The organism is Methylobacterium soli, from assembly GCF_008806385.1.
GTDB classification, from domain to species: domain Bacteria; phylum Pseudomonadota; class Alphaproteobacteria; order Rhizobiales; family Beijerinckiaceae; genus Methylobacterium; species Methylobacterium soli.
Map to the genome: position 1 here is coordinate 424,898 of NZ_VZZK01000001.1, position 22,152 is coordinate 447,049.

At 68.3% G+C, this 22,152-nt stretch carries 16 protein-coding genes and 1 pseudogene; 7 read left to right on the forward strand and 10 right to left on the reverse strand.

Translation table 11 applies throughout. The features are described 5' to 3' along the window. Nucleotides 1-43: 43 nt before the first annotated feature. The 4 genes from htpG to F6X53_RS02020 all read right to left on the reverse strand — a co-directional run bounded on the left by htpG (nucleotide 44) and on the right by F6X53_RS02020 (nucleotide 8,548). The gene (gene htpG / locus F6X53_RS02005; protein WP_150996647.1) at nucleotides 44-1,933 is read right to left on the reverse strand and encodes a molecular chaperone HtpG; all 1,890 of its coding nucleotides are present in this window, start codon (nucleotides 1,931-1,933) and stop codon (nucleotides 44-46) included. Nucleotides 1,934-2,186: 253 nt separating this feature from the next. After that, complete coding sequence (locus F6X53_RS02010) at nucleotides 2,187-5,189, reverse strand: hypothetical protein (protein WP_150996649.1); 3,003 nt, start codon at nucleotides 5,187-5,189, stop codon at nucleotides 2,187-2,189. A 209-nt stretch (nucleotides 5,190-5,398) separates the two neighbouring features. Then, a complete protein-coding gene (locus F6X53_RS02015) occupies nucleotides 5,399-6,793 on the reverse strand; it encodes an HlyD family type I secretion periplasmic adaptor subunit (RefSeq protein ID WP_150996651.1) in 1,395 nt (464 codons plus the stop codon). A gap of 3 nt (nucleotides 6,794-6,796) precedes the next feature. Then, nucleotides 6,797-8,548: a type I secretion system permease/ATPase gene (locus F6X53_RS02020; RefSeq protein ID WP_150996654.1), complete on the reverse strand. Its 1,752-nt coding sequence runs from the start codon at nucleotides 8,546-8,548 to the stop codon at nucleotides 6,797-6,799. A gap of 764 nt (nucleotides 8,549-9,312) precedes the next feature. Between F6X53_RS02020 and F6X53_RS02025 the strand changes: the two genes are divergently transcribed. Continuing rightward, complete coding sequence (locus F6X53_RS02025) at nucleotides 9,313-9,939, forward strand: pyridoxamine 5'-phosphate oxidase family protein (RefSeq protein ID WP_150996656.1); 627 nt, start codon at nucleotides 9,313-9,315, stop codon at nucleotides 9,937-9,939. Between the two features lie 240 nt (nucleotides 9,940-10,179). On the opposite strand, the gene F6X53_RS02030 is transcribed toward F6X53_RS02025, so the two are convergent. The 3 genes from F6X53_RS02030 to F6X53_RS02040 are packed head-to-tail and all read right to left on the reverse strand — an operon-like array spanning nucleotide 10,180 to nucleotide 11,007. Then, complete coding sequence (locus F6X53_RS02030; protein ID WP_150996744.1) at nucleotides 10,180-10,461, reverse strand: hypothetical protein; 282 nt, start codon at nucleotides 10,459-10,461, stop codon at nucleotides 10,180-10,182. Further along, nucleotides 10,461-10,709 (reverse strand): hypothetical protein, encoded by a 249-nt coding sequence (locus F6X53_RS02035; RefSeq protein WP_150996658.1) that lies wholly within the window; start codon nucleotides 10,707-10,709, stop codon nucleotides 10,461-10,463. Before F6X53_RS02035 ends, F6X53_RS02030 begins: the two co-directional genes overlap by 1 nt. A gap of 31 nt (nucleotides 10,710-10,740) precedes the next feature. Further along, a complete protein-coding gene (locus tag F6X53_RS02040; protein ID WP_150996660.1) occupies nucleotides 10,741-11,007 on the reverse strand; it encodes a hypothetical protein in 267 nt (88 codons plus the stop codon). A gap of 32 nt (nucleotides 11,008-11,039) precedes the next feature. On the opposite strand from F6X53_RS02040, the gene F6X53_RS33945 reads away from it, so the two are divergent. Then, nucleotides 11,040-11,918 (forward strand): lytic transglycosylase domain-containing protein, encoded by an 879-nt coding sequence (locus F6X53_RS33945; protein ID WP_373875907.1) that lies wholly within the window; start codon nucleotides 11,040-11,042, stop codon nucleotides 11,916-11,918. A 65-nt stretch (nucleotides 11,919-11,983) separates the two neighbouring features. Here F6X53_RS33945 and F6X53_RS02050 read toward each other — a convergent pair whose 3' ends face one another. Together F6X53_RS02050 and F6X53_RS02060 are read right to left on the reverse strand one after the other, a co-directional pair. Next, nucleotides 11,984-12,460 carry a CYTH domain-containing protein gene (locus F6X53_RS02050; protein WP_150996662.1) on the reverse strand — a complete coding sequence of 159 codons (477 nt, stop codon included), beginning with the start codon at nucleotides 12,458-12,460 and terminating at the stop codon, nucleotides 11,984-11,986. Between the two features lie 740 nt (nucleotides 12,461-13,200). Beyond that, nucleotides 13,201-14,106, reverse strand: coding sequence for a hypothetical protein (locus F6X53_RS02060; RefSeq protein WP_238296552.1), 906 nt, complete (start codon nucleotides 14,104-14,106; stop codon nucleotides 13,201-13,203). 289 nt (nucleotides 14,107-14,395) lie between these two features. On the opposite strand from F6X53_RS02060, the gene F6X53_RS02065 reads away from it, so the two are divergent. Together F6X53_RS02065 and F6X53_RS02070 are read left to right on the forward strand one after the other, a co-directional pair. Beyond that, nucleotides 14,396-14,863, forward strand: a complete 468-nt coding sequence (locus F6X53_RS02065; RefSeq protein WP_150996664.1) for a Ros/MucR family transcriptional regulator — start codon at nucleotides 14,396-14,398, stop codon at nucleotides 14,861-14,863. 522 nt (nucleotides 14,864-15,385) lie between these two features. Beyond that, the gene (locus F6X53_RS02070) at nucleotides 15,386-16,474 is read left to right on the forward strand and encodes a calcium-binding protein (protein WP_150996666.1); all 1,089 of its coding nucleotides are present in this window, start codon (nucleotides 15,386-15,388) and stop codon (nucleotides 16,472-16,474) included. A gap of 74 nt (nucleotides 16,475-16,548) precedes the next feature. Here the strand turns inward: F6X53_RS02070 and F6X53_RS02075 are convergent, their stop codons facing one another. Further along, nucleotides 16,549-17,886, reverse strand: a complete 1,338-nt coding sequence (locus tag F6X53_RS02075) for a dicarboxylate/amino acid:cation symporter (RefSeq protein ID WP_150996668.1) — start codon at nucleotides 17,884-17,886, stop codon at nucleotides 16,549-16,551. A gap of 304 nt (nucleotides 17,887-18,190) precedes the next feature. Between F6X53_RS02075 and F6X53_RS02080 the strand changes: the two genes are divergently transcribed. From F6X53_RS02080 to F6X53_RS02090, 3 genes and pseudogenes are all read left to right on the forward strand, one after another. Further along, complete coding sequence (locus F6X53_RS02080) at nucleotides 18,191-20,080, forward strand: sensor histidine kinase (protein WP_150996670.1); 1,890 nt, start codon at nucleotides 18,191-18,193, stop codon at nucleotides 20,078-20,080. Next, a pseudogene (locus F6X53_RS02085) lies at nucleotides 20,077-21,451 on the forward strand (sigma-54-dependent transcriptional regulator). The gene F6X53_RS02080 and the pseudogene F6X53_RS02085 overlap by 4 nt, the downstream one beginning before the upstream one ends. A 389-nt stretch (nucleotides 21,452-21,840) precedes the next feature. Further along, a partial coding sequence (locus tag F6X53_RS02090) for an MFS transporter (protein ID WP_483403759.1) occupies nucleotides 21,841-22,152 on the forward strand: 312 nt, incomplete at its 3' end.

The window sequence follows — 22,152 nt, forward strand, 5'->3', positions numbered from 1 at the left end:
CGCACCCTCCACCGGGGCGGTGGAGGGTGCAAGCGAGGAAGGCTCAAGCGTCGGGCGGCCGCCCGGCGGGCTCACTCCGCCCTGCGCCCGCGAGCGCCGCCGCGATGGTGCGCGCGAAGGCGACGGGGTCGCGCGGCGTGTCGCCGTCCTGGATGCGCGCGAGGTCGAGGAGCGTGCCGGCGGCGGCCGGGACATCGCTCTCCGGTCCCTCCGCGAGCGCGCGGATCAGGGCATGGTGCGGGTTGATCTCCAGCACCGGCAGGCTGCCGCCGCCGCGCCCGGCCCGGCGGAGCAGGCGCTGCATCTGCAGGTCCGGGCCGCTGCCGGAGGCGGAGAGCACCACGGCGCTGTCCACGAGGCGATCGGTGGCGCGGACGTCCGAGACGTCGGCGCTCAGCGCGGCCTTGAGGCCCGCCACGAGGGCATCGATCCCGGCCGGCACGTCGCCCGGGTCGCCCTCGCGCGCGAATTTCGACAGGTCGAGGCCGCCCTGCGTCACCGAGCGCAGGGGCTTTTCCGCGAAACGGTCGAGGGAATCCGGCCAGAAGGCGTCGACGTGGTCGGAGAGCAGCAGCACCTCGACGCCCCGCGCCCGGAAGCCTTCGAGCTGGGGCGAGCGCGCCAGCGCCTCGGCATCGTCCGCCACGAGATAGTAAATGGCCTCCTGCCCGTCCTTCATGCGGGCGACGTAGTCGGGCAGCGAGGTCCAGCCCTCGACCGCCGAGGACCGGAACCGCAGGAGCGGAGCGATCTCGCCGCGGCGCTCATGGTCCTCGTAGATGCCTTCCTTGAGGACGGGGCCGAAATTTTCCCAGAACGTGGCGTAGTCGGCCGAGTCCTTTGCCCGGTTGGTCAGCTCGGAGAGGACGCGGCCCGTGACCGCCCGGCGGATCCGGGCGAGAACCGGGGTCGCCTGCAGCATCTCCCGCGAGACGTTGAGGGGCAGGTCCTCGGTGTCAACGACGCCCTGGACGAAGCGCAGCCAGGACGGGAGCAGGTTCGCCGTGTCGGTGATGAACATCCGGCGCACGTGCAGCCGCACCTTGCTCTCGCGCTCGGCCTCGAAGGCCTGGAACGGCTTCATGCCGGGCACGAACAGCAGGGCGGTGAATTCGAGTTGCCCCTCCGCCCGCCAGTGCAGGGTGGCCCAGGGCTTGTCGAAATTCATGCCGACCTGGCGGTAGAACCCTTCGTAGAGTTCGGGCGTGATCTCGGATTTGGGCTTGCGCCAGAGGGCCGTGCCCTGGTTGGCGGCCTCCTCCCTGCCCTCCTGCACGACGGCGATCGGCACGGTGATGAAGTCGGCCCATTTGCGCACGACGTGGTCGAGCCGATGGGGCTCGAGATACTCGTCGGCATCCTCCTTCAGATGCAGCACGATGTCGGTGCCGGGCTCGGCACGGTCCGCCCGCTCCAGGGTGTAGCTGCCCTGCCCGTCGGAGGTCCAGGTCCAGGCCGCCTCGGCCTCCGCGCGACGGGAGGTGACGCTGACCCGGTCGGCCACCATGAAGGCCGAGTAGAAGCCGACGCCGAACTGGCCGATCAGGCTCGGCCGCGGATCCTGGCCGTTCTCTCCGGTCTTGGCTTGCCCGGCTCCGCTCTCGCTGAGCGATTGCGAGAATGCACGCGTGCCGGAACGCGCGATGGTGCCGAGATTCTGCGCCAGATCCTCCTTCGACATGCCGATGCCGGCATCCGAGATCGTCAGCGTCCGGGCTGCCTTGTCGGGCACGATCCGCACCTTGGCGTCGGGCGGCAGGGCGCTCGCCGCATCAGTCAGCGCCTCGAAGCGCCGGCGGTCCATCGCGTCGGCGGCGTTCGCCACCAACTCGCGCAGGAAGATCTCGCGGTCGGAATAGAGCGCGTGGACGACGAGGTCCAACAGGCGCCCGACCTCGGCACCGAATTCATGCCGCTCCACCGTGTCGCTCAAGGGAATGCCTCCGCGTGGCCGTCGAAAATCGCTCGCGATATGCATCCGGCCCTGCGCGAATTCAATGCCGCCGACGCGGCGCATCCCGGGACCTCGGCGCGTTGGGAGTCCGGGCACGCCCGCAGCGCCCTGGAAAGACAACGTGCGGGTGACACCCATCGCCGGCAGCACCGGGCGAAGCCTGGATCAGCCCGGCGATGACCGCGTGATTCGGGCCGCAGGCGCGACGGATCGCGCGGTCGCGTTCAGCGGCTCACAGGAAGCCGGCGAGATGCGGGAGCTCGGTCGCCAAACCCAGCACCTTGACGTCGGCATGCGCCTCCGCAGGGGCGCTCTCCGGCCCGACGTGACCCGGGGCTTCGTGTCCTGCATCGGCGGAGAACACCAGGGTGCCGTCCTGCGACACCATCGCGGGCAGATCGGCGGCTCGAACTGCGGGAGGCGTCGGCGGCACGACGCTCGGGCCGGGCGGCGTCGCGGCCGGATCGGTCGTCGCCGCGGGACCGGAATCCGCCGCGGCCGGCGGTGCGCCGGGGGCCTGCGCCGCAGGGGGCTCGACGGGCGCGGCCGGATGAGGCGGCGCCTCGATCGCCGCCCCGGTCTCGTGCGTGGGCGAGGCCTCCGTTGCACCGGACGTTGCGGGAGAGCTTGCCGCAGCCCCCGGATGCGATTCCGGCGCGAGATACGGCGCCCGGACGAGGGTCGCCGAAGCCTCGACGGGCGCGGCGGCTAGCGGCTGAGCGGAGGCGTCGCCCGCGCCGGCCGCGTGGGCCATCGGCCCGACTTCCGCGGACGCAGCGTGGAGGGGCGATGCGGCGTCGGCGGCGGGCTGGACCGCAACGGGTTCGGCCGATCCGTGCTCGGCAGTCATCGCCGCAGTCGGTGCGCAGGAGACCGACAGGACCCCGGGATCCACCGCATGGAGCGTCGCCGGCGGCTGCGTCGCGTGCGCCGTGGCCGCGGGCGTGGGATCGGCCTGCGTCACTAGGTCGGGCGTCGCTTGCGGGGATGTCGATTGCACCACCGTCACATGGGGCGCCCCGGCTCCTGTCTCGGGCAGGTTCGTGGACAGCTCCGGCATTGGCGGAGCGGCCGACGCTGTCGCGGTGGCCCCGACGGCGTTGCTGACGCCAGCCGGGTGCGTGTCGTTCGCCGAGTGCGCATCGGTGTCGATTGCCACGATCGAAGCGGCATTGGCGGAACTCGGGACCGCCGCCGGAACAGGCGCCGCGGCCTGCACCACCGCCGAGAGCGTCCCCGCGACCGCGGTGACCGGGTTGATCACGGCTTCCAGGACGGGCGATGCGGATGTGGCGCCGGTGCTGACCGTATGCGCGAGGCTCGCCGCATCCGTCGCCGTGCTCGCCACGACACTTGGGACAACACTTGGGATAACACTTGGGATAACACTTGGGATAACACTTGGCACGACACTCGGCACGACGACCTTGACGGGCGCGACGGCCGTCTCGGTTGCCGGGACGGGTGTGGCGCTCTCGCTCGATGCGGGCAGACCTGCCTTCACGACGATTGTTGGGGCAGCCGCGGTTGCGGCGACGGTCGCCGCGATGGTCACAGTCGCGACGACGGTGGCTGTCGCCGCGCCGGTCGTCACCGTCTCGGTGGCCGCGTGCGCGATGGGGGCCTCCGGCGCGAGCGTCGCGGGCAGGGTTGCGGCGGCGATCGCGCCCGCATCCTTGATCAGTTCCTTGGCCGCCGAGACCGGCGCGACGACGGGCGCGCCGTCCGTGGTGCCCGGAGCCACGACCTTCGCCTGGATCAGGAGGCCGGTGCTCGCCGCGGCCGCCCCGGAGGCGGCGACGGCCGGGGCGGCGGACGGCAGCGCCGCCGCCGACAGGGCGCCGGCCGTGGCGGCCGCGACAGGTCCGTCGGAGGCAACCACCTTCTCGGCCGAGGCCTGCACCGAGGGCTGAACCGACGCGATGGTCGCGCCGACATCGGCACTTTGGGGCTGGATCGCCGTGGCCCCGGCCTTCGTTCCGCTCGCCGGGCTCAACACGTCGGGGGATGCCTGATGGGCGTTCGGGGATGTGGCCTGGATCACCGATGCGGCCGCCGAGGGCGCGGCCGCAGTCGCGGCGCTCGCCCCATCCCGGTGCTCGGGCAAAGCCGCCTTCCTCGCCGACGGCGTGGACGCCGCGGCTGCGGCACCGGACTCGCCGCTGCTGCCCTGGGCCGCCGGGGTGCTCGGGGCATCCGAGGACGCCGGTGCTGGGCGTTTCTCCGCTTGAGACCGGCTGATCAGGGCCACGCTCGAGCCGACCTCGTAGGCCTGGATCGCGCCGAGATTGCCGGGGCTCAATTGCAGGAACTGAAGGAGGCTCGTGGAGGTCAGGGTTCCGAAATCGTGGAATGTCGGCGTCACCTGACTCGGATGCAGGCAGACCGCTCCCGTCCCCGAAAGGCTCGGCGGTTGGCCGGCGCAATCCGCGGCGGAGTTCAGGGTGGCGGCCGTCTCGGCGGATCGGCCTGCGCTACCCCCGCGCTCCGCTGCGGCAGCGGCTGTGGGAACGGAGGCGTCGGTCCGCGCCGCATGCGCCGCGACCGTGGCGCCGTCGTCGGTCGACAGCAATTCCGGCTCGAGCTTCTGCGTCAGGTCGGCGAACGCGAAGGCCCCCTCGGCGATCAGCATCGCCGAGAGGATGATGGTGTCGAAATGCTTCCGGTGGTCGTCCTCCCCGCCCTCCCGGCCGCCCTCCGGCTTCGTCGGGGCCGGCGGCGGCGGCCCGTCGAGAAAGCCGGCCGACGCGCCGCCATCGGGGAGATCGGCCCCGGAATGCGTCCCGAATCCGTCGGAAGTCAGCTCGTGTGCGACCGCATCCTCCGAGAAGAGGCTGAACGCCGCGCTCGCGACGATCGCGGCCAGCAGGGCGGCCGGGTGGATCACGAGGCGTGCGCCGCTCTTGGCGCTCGGGATCGGCAGGAGCGTCGGGTATTGCGAGGCCAATTGGTTGAGGAGTGAGCGGAAGTCCGGGCCCCATAACGGGGTTTCCAGCGTCTCCGACGCGATCACGTAGCGGCCGTCGATCCGTGCGAAATGCATGATCGTCTCGCCATCGGAGCGGCAGAAGACGAACCACGGATCATCCTCGTCGCTCGACCCGCATTCGCTGGTGATGCGCATCCCGGCTTGGACGAGCGCGGCCTCGACCCGATAGAACTCGGCGAGTTCCTGCTGTGACCATTGTCCGCGGGCCGTGGGGGCAGGCCGGAAGAATGAGATCACCGCACTCATGAACCCACCTCGACCCCCGTCATCGCGTCCCTGAGAAGAAGATCCGAAGATCTCGCCTGCCTGATCCGTCCCGGGGGTTGCTAAGCTTTGCGGATATCCAGTCTCCGCGGATGCTGATCCGAACGCGATGCCTAAGCAACCGCAGGTAGCGTACCAAAGGACCGCGATCCTCGTGCGGAACCGCGCGAGCGACCGGCCCAGCGCTCATGTCAGCGCTCATGGAAAGCGCGTCCCATCGCCTCGAAGAGGGGTGCCACCATGTAGTCGAGCGCCGTGCGCTCGCCCGTGGTGACGACGATCTCGGCCGGAAGGCCCGCCACCAGGCGATGCCGGATCGCGTCCGGAACCTCAACTTCGCTGATCTCGATGATGCCGAGGAAGTAGGGCTGCTTCGTCGTCTCATCGATCAGGCGGTCGCGCGACACCGAGGTGAGATGGCCGAGGAGGGTCGGAATCCGCCGTGAGTGGAAGGTCGGGAACCGGATCTCGGCCGGCATGCCCGCCTGGACCGTCTCGAGGTCGTTCGGGGTGAACTGCACATGCACCACGAGCTTGTCGCTGGTCGGCACGATTTCCATCAGGGGTTCGCCCGAGCGGATCACCTGCCCGATCGTGTAAACCTTGAGCGCCTGGACCACGCCGTCGCGGGGCGCCGTCACCTCGAGCCGCCGAAAGATGTCCTGCGCAACCAGAAGCTTCTCTCGCACTTCGGAGATCTTCTGGCGCGCCTCCAGCAATTGTCCGGCGATGTCCTCCTGAAGCTTCTGCTTGAGCTGCGCGACCTGCATACCGGCTTCCCCGATGGCGTTCTGCGCCTTGGCCGTATCGGCGACGGAACGGCCGAGAATGCCTTCGAGCCGCGTCCGCTCGCGCTCCATCACGAGCAGGCGCGAGAGCGGGATCAGGTTCTTGTCACGCAATTGCCGGAGTCCGGTCAGTTCCTGATTGATGAAGCCGACCTGCTCCTGGACGGAGGAGCGCTCGACCGCCAGCCCGCTGATCTCCGTCTTCAGCTGGGTGATGCGGGCCGCCAGGAGATCGATCTGCGCCCGCAGGGAGGTTTGCCGCTCCTGGAGCTGGTTCAACTGATCGTTGATCACCCGCGCGACGTTCGGGTCGGCGACGCGCTCGGAGATCTCCCGCGGCAGGTCGAGACCGCTCTTGCGGTCCCGCTCGGCGATCAGCCGCGCCTCGAGGATGAGGGCGGCGTCGAGTTGGCCCTGGAACAGGTCGACGCTGGCGCGCGACTGCAGGGATTCGAGCCGCAGGAGGATGTCGCCCTGCTGGACGGATTGCCCTTCCTTCACCAGCACCTGACGGACCATGCCGCCCTCGAAGTGCTGGACGACCTTGCGGCTCGATTCCACGTTGATCACGCCGGGGCTGACGATGGCGCGATCGAGCCGCGCCACCATGCTCCAGCCGCCGACCACCCCAAAGGTGAGGACGATCAGCGTATAGCCGGCGATCGCGTGGTATCGCCAGGTCGTGACGGGAACCGGACCTCGCGCGGCCTGCGGCGCGATCTGCCGAGGACCTCCCGGTGCCACGGCTTCGCGCGGGAAGGGCCGCAAGCTCGACGATCCGGCCAGTGTCGGTACCATGGCTCACCCGACCGCGCGCTGGGCGGGAACAAGGACGGGATCCTCGTTCCTGTCGCCCGGAAAGCTCGGGACGGGACGGGGCCCCGACACGCTCGGCAGCACCTGCTCCGGCGGCCCGGAGATTTGGACGATCCCCGCATCCATCGCCAGGACGAGGTCGGCCTCGACCAGCACGTTCACCTTGTGGGTGATGATCATGACCGTGGTGCCGCGGCTCTTGAGTGCGGAGACGGCGCGCATCAGCGCCGCCTCCCCCTCCGTGTCGAGGTTCGCATTCGGCTCGTCGAGCACGACGAAGCAGGGATCCGCGTACATGGCCCGGGCGAGCGCGATGCGCTGCCTCTGCCCGCCGGACAGGACATATCCGCCGGCCCCAATCTGCGTGTTGTACCCGTCGGCGAGTTCCTGAATCATGGCGTGGCAGCCGGCCGCCTGGGCGACCGCGATCACCGCCTCCGCGTCGATCTCCTGAAACCGGGCGATGTTCTGGGCTACCGTGCCGGAGAATAACTCGACATCCTGGGGCAGGTAGCCGACATGGCGCCCGAGGACCTGCGGATCCCAGTGCGCGAGATCCGCCCCGTCGATCCGCACGGTGCCACGCTGCACCGGCCAGACCCCCGTCATCGCGCGCGCCAGGCTCGACTTGCCGGCGGCGCTCGGCCCGACGACGCCCAGGACGGTTCCGGGTGCGAGCCGGAAGCTGATCCCGCGCAGGATCGGATCGTGCTGGCCGGGGGCCGCCGCGAACAGGTTCTCGGCCTCGATCGCACCGTGGGGCCGCGGCAAGGCGAGGCTTTCGCGCCGCGGTCTGGCCAACGCGTCGAGGCGCCTCAAACGCCCGTAGCTGAGGCGGGCCGAGACGAAGCCCTTCCAGTTCGCCACCAAGACTTCGACCGGCGCCAGCGCGCGCCCGCTGAGGATCGAGGCGGCGATCATCGAGCCGGCGGTGATCTCCCGGTGGATCGCCAGATAGGCGCCGGCGCAGAGGATCATCATCTGCAGGAGCATGCGGATGAACTTCGACAGGGCGACGATGAGGCCGGCACGGTCGCTGGCGCTGGCCTGAGACGCCAGGACGGCGCGGTGGCACCCGCTCCAGAGGTTGCGCAGGGCCGCCAGCATGCCCATCGCCTGAATAACGTCCCCGTTCCGGAAGGTCGCCTGGGCGGTGCGACCGGCCGCGCTGACGGCCTGGCCCGCCGCCGCGAGGGCGCGACGCGTCACGCACTCGTTGACGAGGGCGAGGACCAGGATCGCGGCGCCGCCAGCAGCGGTCATCCAGCCGAACCAGGGATGCAGGACGAAGCAGATGCCGAGGAAGATCGGAGCCCACGGCGCGTCGCAGATCGCGAGCAGGCCGGGGCCGGTCAGGAACTCCCGCACCGTATCGACGTCCCGCAACGCGATACCGTGACCGGCCTCGGGGCTCCGCAGGTTGCCGCGATGCACGGCGCCGAAGATCGGCTCCGCGATCTGCTGATCGAAGGCCAGCCCGCCGCGCACCAGGATGCGCGCGCGCAGCATCTCCAGCACCGCGCAGACCAGGAGCGCGAAGGCCGCGATCACGGTCAGGCCGATCAGCGTCACCTCGTTCCGGCTCGACAGCACACGATCGTAGATCTGCAGCATGTAGAGCGGGCTGACGAGCAGCAGGACGTTGATGAAAAGCCCGAACGTCAATGCCGTGACGAGAGCGGGCATCATCGAACGAACGCCGTGATCCAATATCAAGGAATCCTTGCTTGAGATCATGATGCTCATTCTGAACACGAGAACCAACGCCCGAATGCAGCGATGAAACGTTCGGGATGCCACCCAGGCGTCGGAGCTATCGAGCTGTACCCACCGAATTTCTGCGGCTTACGACCTGCACAAACGGCAGGAGGCGAGATCTACGATTATGCTCTCGATTTTACACGTGGCGCCCGGACGCGGACCACCACGATTGCTGAACGTGCTTTTGTCGAGACTGCCAGTCTGCAATGTCACGCGGACATCGCAAAGATATCCCTTGGAACCACACATGTTATGTTGCGAATGATACTACACCAATAGGGCTTCGTGGCACCCCCAATGACCCCGATGGTCTGAGATCGCACCCTCGTTCTGCTTGCGGACCCGGCCCGTTTGATGGGCCTGGAAACCGTCGCGGTCAGCGCCACCGAGATCCCGGCGCCATGCGGCGCGCCGACCCGCTGCGGGACCACCCATTGGCCGACATGGATTGGCCGGCACGGACCTGATTGGCACGGGCGGGAGAGGTCATCGGCTCCACGGCGGCCGGGCGCCCGATCAATGGGGCGTTTCCCGCAAGGGCGCCGCGGGCCACGACATCCCGATCGATTGTTGCAGAATCCGGAAGCTGGCCTTGCCGATTGCGGCCATTCTTACATCCGGCGCCAGCCGTTACATCGAGGCGACACAGAGCGTCGATGCCGGCCCGTTCTCCGTCCGCTGCCCGGGGTGATGCGGCCAGCGTGGCGCGGACGGCGCATCCCGCCAACAGGAGGGACACCATGCGACACCGCTTCTTCGATCTCGCCTTCACCCCATCCGTCCAGTCCGAGCAGGCGCGCCGGGGATCGCGCGCAGCCTACGCCTCGGCGGCCGCGGCATCCGAAGACGACGTCTCGGGCGATCGTCTCAGCGACCGCGAAGCCGGCTTCGTCGGGGCACGGGACAGCTTCTACCTCGCCAGCGTCTCGGAGACGGGCTGGCCCTACGTGCAGCATCGGGGCGGCCCGGTGGGCTTCGTCCGCCAGGTCGACGACCGGACGCTCGGCTGGAGCGAGTTCGTGGGGAACCGCCAGTACGTCACGCAGGGCAATCTCGCGGCCGACGACCGGGTCGCCATGATCTTCGTGGATTACCCGAACCGGCGCCGCCTCAAGGTCCTGGGGCGCCTGCGGATGCTTGAACCCGGCGAAGCGCCGGATCTGGCCGAGCGCTTCGGCGTCGCCGCGTATCGGGCCAGAACCGAGCGCCTCGCCGTCGTCACGGTCGAGGCTTTCGACTGGAACTGCCCACAGCACATCACCCCGCGCTTCAGCCTGCCGGAGATCGAGGCTGCGGTTGCGCCCCTGCATGCGCGGATTGCCGAACTCGAAGCACAGGTCGCCGCCCGAGGGGCAGTGCCTGCCTGAGATGTCGGTGGGAGCCGGCGCGCATGCGGCGGATCTTGCCGGTTGGCCCGGGGCCTGCCTCCGGGACGGACCGAGGCGGAGAGGATCACCTGCCCGGCTTGTCGAAGCGGCCGGTCCACGACGCTGCCGGCGCGATCGCGCGACGGGAGCGCTCCGGCAGCCCATCCTCCCGGATGACGCGGCGGCTATCGCCCGGGGTCGGGCGAAGGCCGCGCGTCGATGCGTCCGGAATTTGCCGCGCTACTCGCGCGAAGCCATGAGGTCGTGGCTCAGGACGCTGAGCTTGCCGATCAGGCTGACGATGTCGCCGTTCGTGCAGGACCATTGCGTGCCGACCGCACCACCATCGGCCGTCACCGACACGATCGCGACGGACCGGAGCTTGCCCTCACGCGCCAGGTTCAGTTGCTCCTGAAGGACGGCGATGATCGAGGCGATGTTCTCGTCGGGCTCGACATCGGCAGCGCGCGCAGGGAGCCGAACGACGTTGGTGGTGTCCAGGGAGTAGCCAATTGCCGACATCAAGCAGCCTTTCGCCGGGGAGTACGCCGCGGACGACTGAGGGGGCCGACCAGCAAACGCTGGATCAGCGAATCGAATTCGACGGGCAGCGCCTCGTTGGGAGACACCGAGTAGGTGTCCCCGAGGGCGAAGGTCACGCCGCGGATCACACGCTCGACGGCCTGTGGGTCGAGGATATCGGGCGACCGCCCATCGGTGAGTTCTTCATCGAGGCACAGCGTGCCGGAAGCCGTGGGTGAAGCAGACATGACGCGCTCACTGAATTGCCCCGGATCGCGATCAGCCTGCACCCTGCGACGTGGAGGGAATATGGCCGGCCAGCGACGCAAAGCGTTTTCCGGAACGACTGTGTTCGATGGGCCACAGATCCGCCGCAGCCCTCGCCACTGCCGCGAAGGTGACAAGATCATTCGAAGAAGAACGGAGGAATTTTCGCCGGTTCTGTCCAGAATGGTACGAATACGGGATCTCTTGACGATGTTGAGATCGGTCTTGAGACCTTTCCGCTTGCATGACAGCATTTGCGGCGAGCGCGGCGATCGGCATTTGTCGGATCTTCGCCGTCCGGTGAGCGCGGGATGCCCGTCAACGCAGGCTCGGAGATGCACCTCCGCCGAAGAAGCGTGCAGGAATACCGCGCCGCCGTGATGCGGCGCGCGCTCCGGCGGGCGGCCTATCGCGCCGTCGTGAACCGCGCCGTTGCCACCCTGGCTCTGGTCGCGGCCGGCCTCGTCCTCGACCCCGTCTCGACCGCACGCGACGATGCGCATCATCGCGGGCTTGGCACGCGCGCGGGGATCGATGCCGACACGGCCGCCACGCCCTGGATCATCTCCGCCACGATGCAGGGAGGACCGGCGCATGCCTATGCGCGGCAGGCCGCTTCGACGGCGAGCGGCGTGGACCTCGAAGCGTCAGCGTTCCGAGCGATCGAGGATGCATGGTCGCGCGCCTTCTACGGCGATCGGCAGCGCATGGCGGAATTCATCGACCACGCGGCGGTGATCAACGGGTTGCCGGTCGCGTTCCTGATGCGCCTTCTGCGGCAGGAGAGCGGCCTCAACCATCAAGCGGTGAGCCGGGCGGGCGCCCGAGGGGTCGCCCAGTTCATGCCCGCGACGGCGCGTGAACGCGGTCTCGTCGACCCCTTCGATCCCTTCGAGGCCATCCCGAAATCGGCGGAGCTCCTGAAGGCGTATCGGGACCGCTTCGGCAATCTCGGCTATGCCGCCGCGGCCTACAATGCCGGCCCGCAACGCGTGCGCGACTGGCTGTCGGGACGCGCGACCCTCCCCGCCGAGACACGCGACTACGTCGCGAAAATCACGGGCCGGAGCGCCGAGGATTGGCGCCGGAGCGGAGACATGCCGACGCTTGCCGAGGCGTGGATGCCCTTGACGGCGCAGGCCGATTTCCCCAAAGGATCGAGGATTGGCGGTATGTATCCGACCCGCTGAAGCCTTGCTCGCATGATGCGCAAGCGGCCGCGCCGTGGAACGCGCATCGTTGCGCCGTCCGACCTTCAGGCCGCGCGCGGCGTCAGCGTGGCGGCTTGAGCGGCGAGGCGCGAATTTCGATAATCCGGGTCGGCCGTGACCTCGCGCCCGATCCAGGGCGGCAGCGTGATCGCCTGGTCCTCGCTGGTGAGCTCGACCTCGGCGAGAATGAGGCCGGTCAAGGCCCCGCCGAACACGTCCACGTCCCACACGGCATCCGCATGCGCAATCCGGTATCGGGTCTTCCGAAGGCGGCGGCCCGGCGGGACGAAGGCCAGCAGGAAATCGCCGACGCCGCGCGATAGGGCATATTCGTACTCGGTTCGGCTGGCGCCGCGGCGGCGGCCCTTCCAGGTGAACAGCGTCCGCTCGCCGGCACGACGAATCCGGACCGTGTTCTCGGCATCGGTGTAGAGATACCCTTGGACGATGCTGACGCCGAAGCTGCACTGCTCCAGCACGCTGCGGCTCGCCAGGAACTTTCGCTCGATCTCAAGGGCCATGCGGCAGCTCGGCTGTCGTGATTGCGGAGGTGTCATGTCGAAGGCGGGCAAGACACGCAATGGCATCGGCTCGACGCAGCCAACGCCCACACGCATGGCTCGATGGCCCGGTCGCGCCTGCGCGTCGGCATCGATCCTCTGACCGGATCCCGGGCAGCACGGTGATAAGATGGCGCAAACCGCCCGGTTGCAATGGGGCTGACCGGAACATTCCGCATCGTCCCCGGGGAAGCGAACCCGACGCGGAGGCAGGCTTTCGCGAAAGCGGGCCGCGCCAGCGACACTCAGCCTTCAGCGAAGAGGTCTTGCGCGGCCCTCATCGAGATGGTCGCGCGCCGACAAGCTCCGGCCCGACCGCTTCGACAGGGCCGGCGCACAAGGCCCCCCAGCTGTCGAGAAGGCCCGGCTTCGGATCGTCGCCGCGGGCGGCGAGGCCTTGCGGCCACGATTGCGAACGCTATCCTGGCGTTGGAACAAATCTGGAACGACTCATGCCGCGCCGCCCTCGACGCGACTTCGATGCGCTCACCGAGGCGCAACTCCTCGCCGGCCGTACCACGGCCCGACGGATTGAGCTCGACCGGATGCCTCGGCGATCGGCCGCAGGCCGGGACAGCCCGAGCGTCGCAGATCTGCTCGACACGATCGCCGCCGTCGCCGAGGCGGCGACGGGCGACCGAAGCTTTCTGCACCTGAAGGCATTCCCCCTCGGGGACGGACCGATCCCTGAGGCGCAGCCGCTAGAAATTGTAGCCGATGCGCAGGCGCGCCTGATGCCGGTCGAAATTCGTCAGGTCCAGGCCTCCCCCCTCCCCGGCGGCGCGTCCGGCGACCTGGACGCTCCAGGCGACGGAGAGCCAGAGCTGCGCTGAGAGACTCGCGTAGAGGGTCGGCCCGAGAAAGACGGCCTCGCCGGTGAACCGGTCCAGACCGAGACCGTCATAGGCGCGCAGGTAACGCAGCTCGCCGCCCAGGAAGGTGCCGGGCTGCACCTGGTAGGCCAGGGCGCCAGAGACTTCGAGACCGGAACTGAGCAAACGGTCGTCGAGGCGGTGGAGGCGCGTCGCGGCAAGGGCGTAGCCGAGATTGATCGCGCCCACGAGCTTGCCGGGGATCAGTTCGCGATCGGCGAGCAGACCCGCCTCCGTTCCGTAGCTGCTGGCGCGCAGGCCGGAGCCCGTATCGATGCGGCCGACGCTCGAGACGATGTTCAAGGTCAGCCCGAACGGCGCCTCGCGGCGGTCCTGCAGGCGCAGCCTCGTCTCGAGGAAGCCGGCGCTGAGCCCCCCGACGGTTCGGGTCTGCCCGCCAGGCGGCCCGACCTCGTACGCGTTGAACGCGACGCCCGGGGCGAGACGGAAATCGTTGCTCAGCGGGACCTTGAGGGCGAGACCGCTATCGACGGCGCCGAAGGTGCCGGGTCGGCGGCCGAGCCGCCCGGTCGTTTCCCATTCGAGTTCGGGCTCGCCCGGAATGCCGAGATCGGAACCTTCGGTGAAGCCGAACAGGTGCTCGGTGTCGAGATCGCCGGGGGTGAGGTTCTCGGCCGCCGTCGGCAGGCCCTGTCCGAACGCCGCCGATACCGGCGTGAGGCCTGTCGCAATCAGGCAGGCCGCGAAGGGCATGAAGCGACGGGGCAGAGGCATGGCAGCTCGGGCTATCTGTTATAGCTAATGCTATAACAGATAGCGTCGCCGCGTCCGCCCTGTCAACGAACCGCGCTGCGGCCGCGGTTCGTCGTCGAACCCGATATCTCCGCGGCACGCGCGTTCGCAGCAGCGTTGCTGCAATGGGGAGCAATTTTTCTGAGCGTAAACAGGCTTTGCACCTGTGATCTACGATTGTTTATTGGCCCGCGCCCCTTGAACCGAATCGCCTCACGATGATTTATGCCCGCAAGGGGACAAGCATTTCATCAGCAACTGGATCGAACACGTGTCAGAAGAAGCTCAGGGCGTTTCGCCCGAATTGGTCACGCTCGCGGCCGATATCGTCTGCGCCTATGTATCGAACAACTCCGTTCCGGTGGCGGAGTTGTCGACGCTCCTCGGCAGCGTGCATGCAGCCCTCAACGTGCTCGCTGCCGGTCCGAGCCAGACAGCCCACGCCGAGGATGTCGAGAAGCCGACGCCGGCGCAGGTTCGTAAGTCGATCACACCTGACGCGCTGATCAGCTTCCTCGACGGCAAGCCCTACAAGACGCTGAAGCGGCACCTGACGGGCCACGGCCTCGATCCGCACAGCTACCGGCAGCGCTACGGTCTCTCGTCCGATTACCCGATGGTGGCCTCGAACTACGCGGCTCAACGCTCCGCCCTTGCCAAGCAGATCGGTCTCGGCCGGGCCGGTGCGCAGGCCAGTTCCGACGACCCGAAGCCCCGGGGACGCCGCAAGGCCGCGTGAGCACTCACGGCTCGCCCGGATCAGGGGCGAGTCGCCGCAAGGTCTTGGGCCAACGATCGCCGTCCGGGCGATGGAGTGCGGACGGTAGTCATGTCGGCGATCCTGGCGCAGGATTGCGCAGGGTGCCCGTCCCCGCGAACAGATGCCCGGCCGTTCCGGCCAGCCAAGGACGAAGCCCTCATCGGCACGCGCGAGCAGGCTGCCGCCCCGTCGTCGAGATCGCAGCGCATGGCCATGCTGACCTGTATCGCAGCCATGCCGCCTCGCGGCTCAGATCAGAAATCGCTAGACTTCAATAGAAACGCAAACTCGGCTTTACTGGTGGACGTATTTAACATTTGTCTATGATATCATAAGTAAATTTTTCAAAACAACTGCAATACATTGCATCATAAGCACTTGGCAGCAATCGATTTATTGCCTTCAAACAAATCCATTAACGCATGTAAGGGACCCGTTCGACTTAGCCTCTCAGATTGATTTCTGGCTGATTTCCAGCTTGACAATATCAAGAGGCATTCGATGGCAACGATCTTGGGCTCGAACGGCAACGATGTCCTGACCGGCACGGCAGCTGACGACATTATTCTCGGACTTCTCGGCAACGATGCCATTTCCGATCCCGGCGGTTTCAACCGGATTGATGGACAGGACGGCAACGACATCATCACGGGCGGTGTCAATCTCGACTACATCGCCGGCGGTCCCGGTGATGATACCATCTACGGCCAGGGCGGGAACGATCAGATCATCGGCGAGGCCGGCAACGACATCATCTACACGCAGGACGGCGACGACTACGCCGCTGGTAATCCCGGCGACGACATTCTCTACGGCGGCAACGGCAACGACTTCCTGGTCGGCGAAGCCGGACGTGACCAAGTCTATGGTGAGGCCGGCAACGATTTCCTCGCCGGCGGCGACGATGACGATGTTCTAAACGGTGGCGCTGGTGACGATCTCGTCGATGGTGATGCAGGAAACGACAGTCTCCTTGGCGGTGCCGGGGCAGACGTGCTGTTCGGCGACTATGGTGACGACATATTGAATGGCGGCGTGGGCAACGACACCTTAGACGGCGCACTCGGCACCGACACAGCGGTATTCAACTTCAACTTCCTTCAGGGGACTGTGACCTCGGCTGGCGCTTTGGTGACAATCAGTGGCGCCGACGGCACCGAAGTTGTCAAGAACACTGAGGTGTTCTTGTTCAGCGGCCGGTCTATCGTTCAGGGTGACGGAAACCAGACCGTTGACGACCTTTTCTACCTGAGCAATTACTCGGATGTCTTCAACGCGGGCGTCGACCCCGAGGCGCATTACGCCGCGATCGGTTGGCGAGAGGGCCGGAACCCGAACGCGTTCTTCGACACAAAGGGCTATCTCGCAGCCTATACCGATGTGGCGGCAGCCGGCATCAATCCCCTCGAACATTATCTCACCTTCGGGTGGAAGGAGGGCCGTGATCCGTCCACCGCCTTCGACACCAAGGCCTATCTGGCGGCCAATCCGGATGTCGCGGCGGCAGGGATCAACCCGTTGCAGCATTATCTCGAATTCGGCAGCGTCGAGGGCCGGGCCGTCGTGAGCGACGGCGCTTTCTTCCACTGAGCGGATCATCATTACGGAAAAGGGCCGCGCGTGCCCTGCGGCGCGCGCGGCCCTGACGGATCGCGGTGCTCGGCTTACTCGGCCGGCTGAAGCACAGGTGCCGCGAGGGGCGCGGGCCGGCCCGCAAGGGCGGCTGCGAGCTTCGCCTCGTCGACCTCGCCCTCCCAGCGGGCGACCACGATGCAGGCCACGGCGTTGCCGATGAAGTTCGTCAGCGCGCGGCATTCCGACATGAAGCGGTCGATGCCGAGGATCAGGGCCATGCCGACGACCGGCACGGAGGGAACCACCGCGAGCGTCGCCGCCAGGGTGATGAAGCCGGACCCCGTGACCCCGGCGGCCCCCTTCGAGGACAGCATCGCGACGAGGAGGAGGAGCGCCTGCTCGCCGAGGGAGAGCGGGGTATCGGTGGCCTGCGCGATGAAGAGCGCCGCCATCGTCATGTAGATGTTGGTGCCGTCGAGGTTGAACGAATACCCGGTCGGGACCACGAGGCCGACGACGGGACGGGAGCAGCCGGCGCGCTCCATCTTGTCGATGAGCGAGGGCAGCGCCGATTCCGACGAGGAGGTGCCGAGGACGAGGAGCAGTTCCTCCTTGATGTAGCGGATCAACCGCACGATCGAGAAGCCGTTGTAGCGGGCGACGGCGCCGAGCACGACGAAGACGAAGATCGCCGAGGTCAGGTAGAAGGCGCCGACGAGGTAGGCGAGGTTGGCGAGCGAGCTGATGCCGTACTTGCCGATGGTGAAGGCCATGGCCCCGAAGGCGCCGATCGGCGCGACCTTCATGATGATGTTCACCACACCGAACACCGCCTCGGACAGGACCTTGATGATGTCGAGCACCGGCTTGCCGCGGTCGCCCATGAAGGCGAGGCCGAAGCCGAACAGCACCGAGAAGAACAGCACCTGAAGGATCTCGCCGCCCGCGAACGCACCGACCGCCGTTGCCGGGATGATGTTCATCAGGAAGTCGACGATGCTCTGCTCCTTGGCCTTGCCCGCATAGGTGGCGACCGCCTTCGGATCGAGGGATTTCGGATCGATGTGCAGGCCGTTGCCGGGCTGGAGCACATTGGCGACGATGAGCCCGACGATGAGGGCCAGGGTCGAGAAGGTGATGAAGTACAGGAGGGCCTTGCCGCCGACGCGGCCGACCTTCTCGAGGTTGGTCATGCCGGCGATGCCGGACACGACCGTCAGGAAGATCACCGGCGCGATGATCATCTTGACGAGCTTGATGAAGGCGTCGCCGAGCGGCTTCATGTCCGCGCCGAGTTGCGGATACAGATGTCCGAGCAGGATGCCGACCGCGACCGCGACCAGCACCTGGAAGTACAGGGTCCGGTAGAGCGGCTTCGGCGGGGGCGGCGCATGGGGCGCGGTGAGTGGCGATGGGACGGCGTGCATGGCGTTCTCCCTGTGGTTGCGATGGTGATGGGTGGGTCTGTCCCGCGGCGGCCTCTCGGCTGCGCGCGGCGTCCACTCTCGCTGTTGGCCCTTGGGGCGAGCAGGCCCGCCTCAGAGGCAGGGCCGAACGACGCCTCCCGAATGGCAACCGGCGTGCCAGCCGAGCGGGCTCGCAAAGTTTTTGTTATCCCTCTGATGGAGCGAGGGTTTTTCGGATGACGCGCGGCACTCCGCCGGGCGCCCTGGCGATCCGCCGCACGGCGCGCGCGAGATCTGTCCGGAAATCCGCACAGGCCCGTTGCCCATGAATCTGCCCGAGGCCCCGCAGGCGCCTGACCGCAATAGCGCCCGCCCGCGCGCCGGACCCGGCCGGTGGCGCACCAGCCTCGCGATCCTTGCCGGAACCGTCGCGGTCCTCATCGTGATCTGGGCGGCCGGGCGGATTGCCGAGCGCTGGGCGCTGGGCGACCTGCGCCGCGCGGCGCAGACCACGCTCGGCCTCCAGATCGGAGCCCTGCATGCCGAGATGCAGCGCCAGAGCGCCCTGCCCCTCGCCCTCGCGGCCGATCCGGAGATCGCCGCCCTCCTGGCCCCGGACCCGGCCGCGGGGCTGGCGGAGCGCGTGAACGATCGCCTCGCCGAGCTTGCCGCCGCGACGGGGGCTGCGGTGATCTACGTAATCGGAGCGGACGGCCTTACCGTGGCGGCGAGCAATGCCCGCGAAGCCCGCAGCTTCATCGGCCAGAACTACGCCTTCCGGCCCTACTTCCGGCGGGCGCTGGCCGAAGGCTCGGGCTCGCAATTCGCTCTCGGCACCATCAGCGGCCGGCCCGGCCTCTACCTGACGCGCCGGCTGCCGGAAGCCAGGGGGATCGTCGTGGTGAAGATCGAGTTCGACGCGGTCGAGGCGGTGTGGCGGGCGGGGCGCGAGACCGTCTTCGTCACCGATCCGCGCGGCATCGTCCTGGTGGCGAGCAACCCGGATTGGCGCTTCCGCAGCCTGCGCCCGATCGCGCCGGACGAGCGGGCGCGCATCCGCGAGAGCCTGGAATTCGGCGAGGCTCCCCTGGCGGCGCTTCCGCTCCACCCCGTCGAGGACCACCAGGACCTCGTGCGGATCGGCAACGGCGCCCTGCCAGCGCGCCCCGCCCTCCTCCTCGCGAGCCCGATCCCCGGAACCGACTGGCAGTTCCACACCCTGACCCCGGTCGGTCCGGCGGTGGATCGGGAGCGGATCCAGGCCCAGATCATCGCCCTGCTCGGCGCCGGGCTCGCCGGCTTCGGCATCGTCGCGGTGGCGTCGCGCCGGGCTCGGACGCGGGAGCGTCTCGCGGAGGCCGCGGCCCAGCGCGTCGAGCTTGAGGCCCGCGTGCGGGAGCGGACGCGGGCCCTCAGCGACGCCAACCGGCAATTGCGGGCCGAGGTCGAGGAACGGCGTCGCTCGGAGGCGGAGCGCGAGCGCCTCGGCCGTGAACTGGCGCAGGCGGGGCGGCTCGCGGCGCTCGGCCAGTTCGCCGCCAGCATGGCCCACGAGATCAACCAGCCCCTCGCGGCGATCCGCTCCTACGCGGACAACACCGCCATCCTGGTCCGGCGCGGGCGCGTGGAGGATGCGGCCGAAAACGTGAATGCGATCGGGCGCCTCACCGAACGCATCGCGGGCCTGACGCGCCAGCTCAAGGGTTTCGCCCGGCGCGCCTCCGGGCGCCGCGAGCCCGTGCTCCTGGCGGATATCCTCGGCAACAGCCTCGAACTCGTGGAGGCGCGCGCCCGCGAGAGCGGGATCGTCCCCGCGGTGGAATTCCCTGCCCCGGACCTCGCCGTTCTGGGCGATGGGCCGCGCCTCGAGCAGGTTCTCGTCAACCTGCTGCAGAATGCCCTCGATGCGGTCGGCGACGCCCCGGCACCGCGCGTCACGGTCACGGTCGCGGATCTCGGCGAGCGGATCTCCGTCGCGGTCGCCGACAACGGGCCCGGCATCCCCGAGACGAGCCGCGCGCAGATCTTCGATGCCTTCTTCACCACCAAGGCCGACGGGCTCGGCCTCGGGCTCGCCATCGCCCGCGGGATCGTCGAGGATTGCGGGGGCCATCTCACGGTGTCGGCGGGCGAGGCCGGCGGCAGCGTCTTCCGCATGGAACTGGCGCGCGCGGCCGTGCCGGCAGTGGACGAGCGAGCGGAGACGATGACGTGAGCGGTTCAGGCGAGGCGGCGCAGGATCGGTCGGAGCGCATCGTCTTCATCGACGACGAGGAGGATGTCCGCCGGGCCAACCGGCAGAGCCTGGAGCTCGACGGGTTCACCGTCGAGGTGTTTCCCGCCGCCGAGCCGGCGCTCGCGGCAATTCTCGCCGATCCGCCCGGCGTCGTCGTCAGCGACGTGCGCTTGCCGGATCTCGACGGGCTCGGCCTGTTCGAGCGCATCGCCCGTGCCGATCCGGACCTGCCCGTCATCCTGATCACCGGCCACGGCGACATCCGGATGGCGGTCGGCGCCATGCGCGACGGCGCCTACGATTTCCTGGCCAAGCCCTATCCGGCCGATGCCCTCGTGGCCTCCGTCCGGCGCGCGCTCGACCGGCGCCGGCTCGCCAACGAGAATCGGCGGCTGCGCGCCCGCCTCGACGCTGCGATCGAGGCGGATCCGGCCTTCCTGGGCGTTTCGCCGGAGATCGTGCGGCTGAGACGCCTGGTGCGCGAGGTGGCCCAGGCCGATATCGACGTGCTCGTGCTCGGCGAGACCGGTTCGGGCAAGGAGGTGGTGGCGAATGCCCTGCACCGCTGGAGCCGGCGCGCGAGCCGGAACTTCGTGGCGATGAATTGCGGTGCCCTGCCCGACAGCGTCGTGGAGAGCGAAGCTGTTCGGGCACGAGGCCGGCGCCTTCACGGGGGCGCTGAAGCGCAGAATCGGCCGCATCGAGCACGCCCATGGCGGGACGCTGTTCCTCGACGAGATCGAGAGCGTGCCCCTCGCCCTCCAGGTGAAGCTCCTGCGCGTGCTGCAGGAGCGCTCCGTGGAGCCGCTCGGCACCAACGAGGTGCGGGCGATCGACATGCGGGTCGTGGCCGCCACGAAGGTCGATCTCGGCCAGGCGGCGGCCCAGGGCACCTTCCGAGACGACCTCTTCCATCGCCTCAACGTCATCACGATCGCGATTCCGCCCCTGCGCGATCGGCGGGAGGACGTGATGCTGCTGTTCCAGCACTTCCTCGGCCGCGCCGCCTCCCGCTTCAACCGCGAGCCGCCGCCCGTGACGCCCGCGATGCGCGACCACCTCATGCGCCATGCCTGGCCCGGCAACGTGCGCGAGCTCGACCATTTCGCCGAGCGCTGCGCCCTCGGGCTTGCTCCGGAGAGTGAGGTTGGCGAGGCGCCCGCTCAGGGGTCGACGAAGGGGTCGAGCCTCGGAGAGCAGGTCGACCGTTTCGAGCGCGGCCTGATCCGTGACGAGCTGATCATGGCCGGCGGCGATGTCCGCCTCGCCGCGGAGGCACTCGGGACGCCGCGCAAGACGCTCTACGACAAGATCGCCCGCCACGGGCTCACCCCGACGGATTACCGGTAGGACCAAGGCGTTCGCGTCACCCTGGACTCGGCGCCCGACCGAAGGGCCGCGCATGCGATCGGGTGAGCGGGGCGGCAGCGCCGCGCGCGGACGCCCCGCCTCCGCGGCCGAGGTCTGTTCCGGCCATGCGACGCCCGCGCTCTACGGGTTCGGGCGGCACGAGGACTGCAGGAAAAGACATCGAAGCGCTTTAATCCCGAAAAAGCTGGAGAAACGCGAAAAAATATCGATTGCAAAGATTACTGGCACACCAAATTATGAGTTCTCGCGTGCCCGAGAATAAGCATCATCAAGACGCTTCGGGGCATGCTCGAAAGCATTGCGTCACTGGGCGAGCCAAGATTCACGGCGGCCTCGAGACCTCAATGCGGGGAAAGAGGAAACGCCCGATGACGTCATCGACTGCTGTTCACGTGGAATCGCGCCCCCTTGCGGGCCGCTGGCTTCAGATCGTGCTGGGTGTTGCCTGCATGGTTGCGGCGGCGAACATCCAGTATGCCTGGACGCTGTTCGTTCCGGAGATCCAGAAGACCTTCGGCTGGGACCGGGCCGCCATCCAGGTGGCGTTCACGATCTTCGTGGTGGTCCAGACCTGGCTGACCCCGATCGAGGGCTACTTCATCGACAAGTACGGTCCGAGCCGGGTCGTGCTGTTTGGCGGCCTGATGACGGGCCTCGCCTGGATCATCAACTCCTACGCC